The sequence below is a fragment of the Microbacterium sp. genome (assembly GCF_047971895.1).
In the GTDB taxonomy this organism is placed as follows: domain Bacteria; phylum Actinomycetota; class Actinomycetes; order Actinomycetales; family Microbacteriaceae; genus Microbacterium.
On sequence record NZ_JBKEAF010000002.1, the window covers coordinates 1 to 4,367 of the forward strand.

4 protein-coding genes and 1 riboswitch are annotated in these 4,367 nt (G+C 69.8%); of the genes, 2 read left to right on the forward strand and 2 right to left on the reverse strand.

The features are described from left to right. Together ACK5IN_RS00395 and glyA are read right to left on the reverse strand one after the other, a co-directional pair. On the reverse strand, positions 1-255 hold a 255-nt coding region (locus ACK5IN_RS00395), incomplete at its 3' end, for a tetrahydrofolate dehydrogenase/cyclohydrolase catalytic domain-containing protein (RefSeq protein WP_416894257.1). A 318-nt stretch (positions 256-573) separates the two neighbouring features. Further along, the gene (glyA, locus tag ACK5IN_RS00400) at positions 574-1,857 is read right to left on the reverse strand and encodes a serine hydroxymethyltransferase (protein ID WP_416894258.1); all 1,284 of its coding nucleotides are present in this window, start codon (positions 1,855-1,857) and stop codon (positions 574-576) included. Positions 1,858-1,890: 33 nt separating this feature from the next. Continuing rightward, a riboswitch (ZMP/ZTP riboswitch) is annotated at positions 1,891-1,974 on the reverse strand. Between the two features lie 158 nt (positions 1,975-2,132). Between glyA and ACK5IN_RS00405 the strand changes: the two genes are divergently transcribed. Together ACK5IN_RS00405 and ACK5IN_RS00410 are read left to right on the forward strand one after the other, a co-directional pair. Further along, a complete protein-coding gene (locus ACK5IN_RS00405; RefSeq protein WP_416894259.1) occupies positions 2,133-2,450 on the forward strand; it encodes a family 20 glycosylhydrolase in 318 nt (105 codons plus the stop codon). A gap of 321 nt (positions 2,451-2,771) precedes the next feature. Beyond that, a partial coding sequence (locus ACK5IN_RS00410) for a sigma-70 family RNA polymerase sigma factor (protein ID WP_416894260.1) occupies positions 2,772-4,367 on the forward strand: 1,596 nt, incomplete at its 3' end.

A 4,367-nucleotide genomic window follows, 5' to 3' on the forward strand; every position in this document is an offset into this window, starting at 1 on the left:
GAGCGCGTCGATGGCCGCCTCGACCTCTGCCTGGGTGGCATCGGCGGCCAGTTCGACCTGGATCGAGTTCATGCCGATCTCTTCGGACTGCCGATGCTTCATCCCGACGTACAGCTGCGAGGCCGGGTCGGCGCCGACGAGCACCGTCGCGATGCCCGGCACGATGCCACGCTCGCGCAGCGCTGCGACACGCTCGCGCAGCTCGGTCTTGATCGCGGCTGCCGCCGCCTTGCCGTCGAGCTTCTGTCCACTCATCGATCACTCCCCGCTCGCAAAATACCTATATTCATAGTGATACCCTCCCACTCCCCCGTCAACCCATCGCACCCAACCTCTACCGCCCGCAGCTCCTGCCGCCCCACCCCACTCCCTCTCCACCCAACCTTCACCCATCTCCACAGACCTCCACGGTCCCAGAATCCGCTGACCTCCACCGTCCCAAAACAGGAGTTCCGGCTAGGGCAGGCCGATCACCGTCCGGAACGTCCTGCCTCCGCCAGAACAGGAGATTTGGCGGAGGGCGGAGGTGAGGTGAAGGTGAGGTGAGGGTGGAGGGCTGTGGATGCTGGGGGCTCAGGCGTAGCCGTGCTCGAGGCCGGGGTAGAGGGGGAAGGCCGCCGTCAGCGCCGCGACCCGCACCCGCAGCGCCTCGACATCAGCACCCGGCAGCAGCGCCTGCGCGATGATGTCGGCGACTTCGGAGAACTCGGCATCGCCGAAGCCGCGGGCCGCGAGCGCCGGCGTGCCGATGCGCAGCCCCGAGGTCACCATCGGCGGGCGCGGATCGTTCGGCACGGCGTTGCGGTTCACCGTGATCCGGATCTCGTGCAGCAAGTCCTCGGCCTGCTTGCCGTCGATCGCGGCGTCGCGCAGGTCGACGAGCACCAGGTGCACGTCGGTGCCGCCCGAGCGCACGGCGATGCCGGCGGCGGTCACGTCGGGCTGCGACAGTCGCTGCGCCAGCAGCGCCGCCCCGCGCACGGTGCGCTCCTGCCTGTCGCGGAACGCAGGGCTCGCGGCGAGCTTGAACGCGGTCGCCTTCGCGGCGATCACGTGCATGAGGGGCCCGCCCTGCTGCCCGGGGAACACGGCCGAGTTGATCTTGTTGGCGATATCGGCGTCGTTGGTGAGGATGAAGCCCGAGCGCGGGCCGCCGATGGTCTTGTGCACGGTCGACGAGACGACGTGCGCGTGCGGCACAGGGTTGGGGTGCAGCCCGGCGGCCACGAGGCCCGCGAAGTGCGCCATGTCGACCCACAGCAGCGCCCCCACCTCGTCGGCGATGGCGCGGAAACGGGCGAAGTCCAGCTGCCGCGGGTAGGCCGACCATCCGGCGATGATCACCCGCGGCTGGTGCTCGCGGGCGAGTCGTTCGACCTCGTCCATGTCGATCAGCGACGTGGCAGGGTCGACCCCGTACGCGACGATGTCGTAGAGCCGACCAGAGAAGTTGAGCTTCATGCCGTGGGTCAGGTGCCCGCCCTGGTCGAGCGCGAGACCGAGCAGCGTGTCGCCGGGGCGCGCGATGGCGTGCAGCACCGCGGCGTTCGCCGAGGCGCCCGAGTGCGGCTGCACGTTCGCGAACGCAGCGCCGAACAGTGACTTCGCCCGCTCGATCGCCAGCTCTTCGGCGACGTCGACCTCTTCGCAGCCGCCGTAGTAGCGTCGGCCGGGGTAGCCTTCGGCATACTTGTTGGTCAGCACCGAGCCCTGCGACTGCAGCACCGCGACGGGCACGAAGCTCTCAGAGGCGATCATCTCGAGGTACCCGCGCTGGCGCTCCAGTTCGCGATCGAGCACCTGGGCGATCTCGGGGTCGACCTCGGAGACGGGACGGGTGAAGAGGGAATCGGTCATGGGGCTCCTGACAACGGCTTTCGGATGGATTCCTGCATCGGCCCAGGCGTGCGGTCGAATGCCGTGTCAGTCGCTCCCCGGTGGTCACCCACCTCAACGCCAGTTGCGACGATCCGAGCATAGCGGATGCCGCGCGGCATCCTGCTACGCTGTTCTGAGCCTTTTGCAGGGAATCCTCACATGCCCACCGACAGCATCGTCGCCGTCGTTCCCGCTCCCGCGGAAATGAGAGTGGATGCCACGGCCGCACCCCTCACGGGGCCGCCGGCATCTCCGTGACCGCGGCCGACGAGGCCGGGCTGTTCGACGCCGCGCAGCCGATCGACCAGCTGCGGGTCGATACGGCGGATGCCCGGACGGTCCCGCAGGTCGAGATCGCCGATGCCCCGCGCTTCGCCTACCGCAGCGTGATGCTCGATGTGGCGCGGCACTTCTTCGACCTCGGCACAGTGAAGGCGCACATCGACCGCGCAGCGCATCTCGAGTTCAACCACCTGCACCTGAGCGACGATCAGGGCTGGCGCTCGCCGCCGCGGTCGTGGCCCTGGTGTCGCTGCGCCCCGCCGACGCGGTGCTGCTCGATGCCGACCTGACCGTGCGCCGCGTATGGCTCGCGGGCCGCTCGCCGATGCGGAGGGGAGACCGGGGGCTTGGAGTCCCTCCCCCCGAAGTTCCTCCAAGCCCCGCCGAACGGACCCCCACCGTCCGCCCCCTCATCCCCGGCTTCTGCCCGATGCGATTCCCCCACGATCGGGCAGAACGTCGTACACCCCATGAGATGCAGCACCACACGATCTATTACGCGGGTTCTGGGAACTTCCTTATGATGGATGCGAGTCGCGTCACGACCCCATCCCCGACCGCGTCTCTTGATCAGTGCGTCCCCCGGCGGACGCCGCACGCTGAAGGCCATCATGCACGTCGACGACACCACCGACGGACTGACCTCGATTGCCGAGGCATCCGACGCCGATCTGGTCCAGCGCACCCGCTCGGGTGGCGCCGCGGCCTTCGGTGAGCTGTGGCGACGGCACTATCGTTCGGGCATCACCGTCGCACGGTCAGTGACCTCCAGCCTCGATCCCGACGACCTCGTGCAGGAGGCGTACGCGCGCATCTATCAGGCGATCCTCAAAGGCGGCGGCCCGACCGGAGCGTTCCGCGCCTATCTGTTCACGAGCATCCGCAACACGGCGGCGGCGTGGGGCCGCTCCCGACGTGAGACGTCGATCGATGTGCTCGAGTCGTTCGAAGACGCCGAGTCATCCGCTCACCTCACCGACGCGGCGCTCGACCGTAGCCTGACCACCCAGGCCTTCCGCAGCCTGCCGACGCGCTGGCAGGAGGTGCTGTGGTACAGCGAGATCGAAGGCATGAAGCCGGCCGCGATCGCACCGCTGCTGGGGATGAAGGCGACCGCGGTCGCCCAACTCGCCTTCCGTGCGCGCGAGGGTCTGCGCGAGGCCTGGATCCAGGCGCACCTGCGCTCGGTCGCGGACGGGTCTGCCTGCCAGTGGACGATCGAGCGGCTCGGCGGCTACGCGCGCGGCAATCTCGGCACCCGCGATACCGCGAAGCTCGAGGCGCATCTGACCGAGTGCGCGCGCTGCACGATCGTGGCGGCCGAGGCGCGCGAGGTCTCGAACCGTCTCGCGCTCGTGCTGCTGCCCCTCGTCGTCGGCGTCGCCGGCGCCGCATCGTATCTCGCGTCGCTGCAGGGCGCCGCGGCCCCTGTCGCGGCCGTGGCTGCGATGCCGTCGTCGCTCATCGAGGGCGCGATCGTCGGCGGGTCCGCCTCGGGCGGGACGAGTGCTGCCGGCTCCGCGGGCGCGGCGGGCAGCACAGGCGGCACGGCCGCCACGAGATCTGCCGGTGCGACCGCAGGCGGTGGGATCCTCTCCGGAGTCGGCGCGGTCGTGAGCATCGCCGCTGCGGCGGCCCTCGTCGGCGGCGCAGCCGTCGCCACGGTGATGGTCCCCGGCCTGCTGGCATCCCCGTCGAGTGCGCAGAGCACGCTGGTGAGTCCGGCCGACGCCGGAACGGATGTCGGCGGACCGATCGTGAGCAACCCGGTCGTCACCCCTGACGTCGCGGATGAACCTGTCGAGCCTGTCGAGCCGGACGTCGACGCGCCGGCCCCGCCGCCCGCTCCCGCACCGCGCGAGGAGGTCACCCCGACCACCCCGCCGGCACCGGGCGAGAAGCCCACGGCTGTCGTCCCCCCAGCCGTGGGCCCGGGCGACGGCACAGACCCCGGCGAGACCACCGACCCCGGCGACGGCACCAACCAAGACGACACCACCAACCCCGACGACACCACCTACCCCGACGACGCCACCAACCCAGACGACACCACCAACCCCGACGACACCACCAACCAAGACGACAGCACCCACCCCGACAACACCACCAACGCCGACGACACCACCAACCCACTCGACACCACCAACCCCGACAACCACACCAACACAGACGACACCACCCACCCCCACGACAACACCAACACAGAC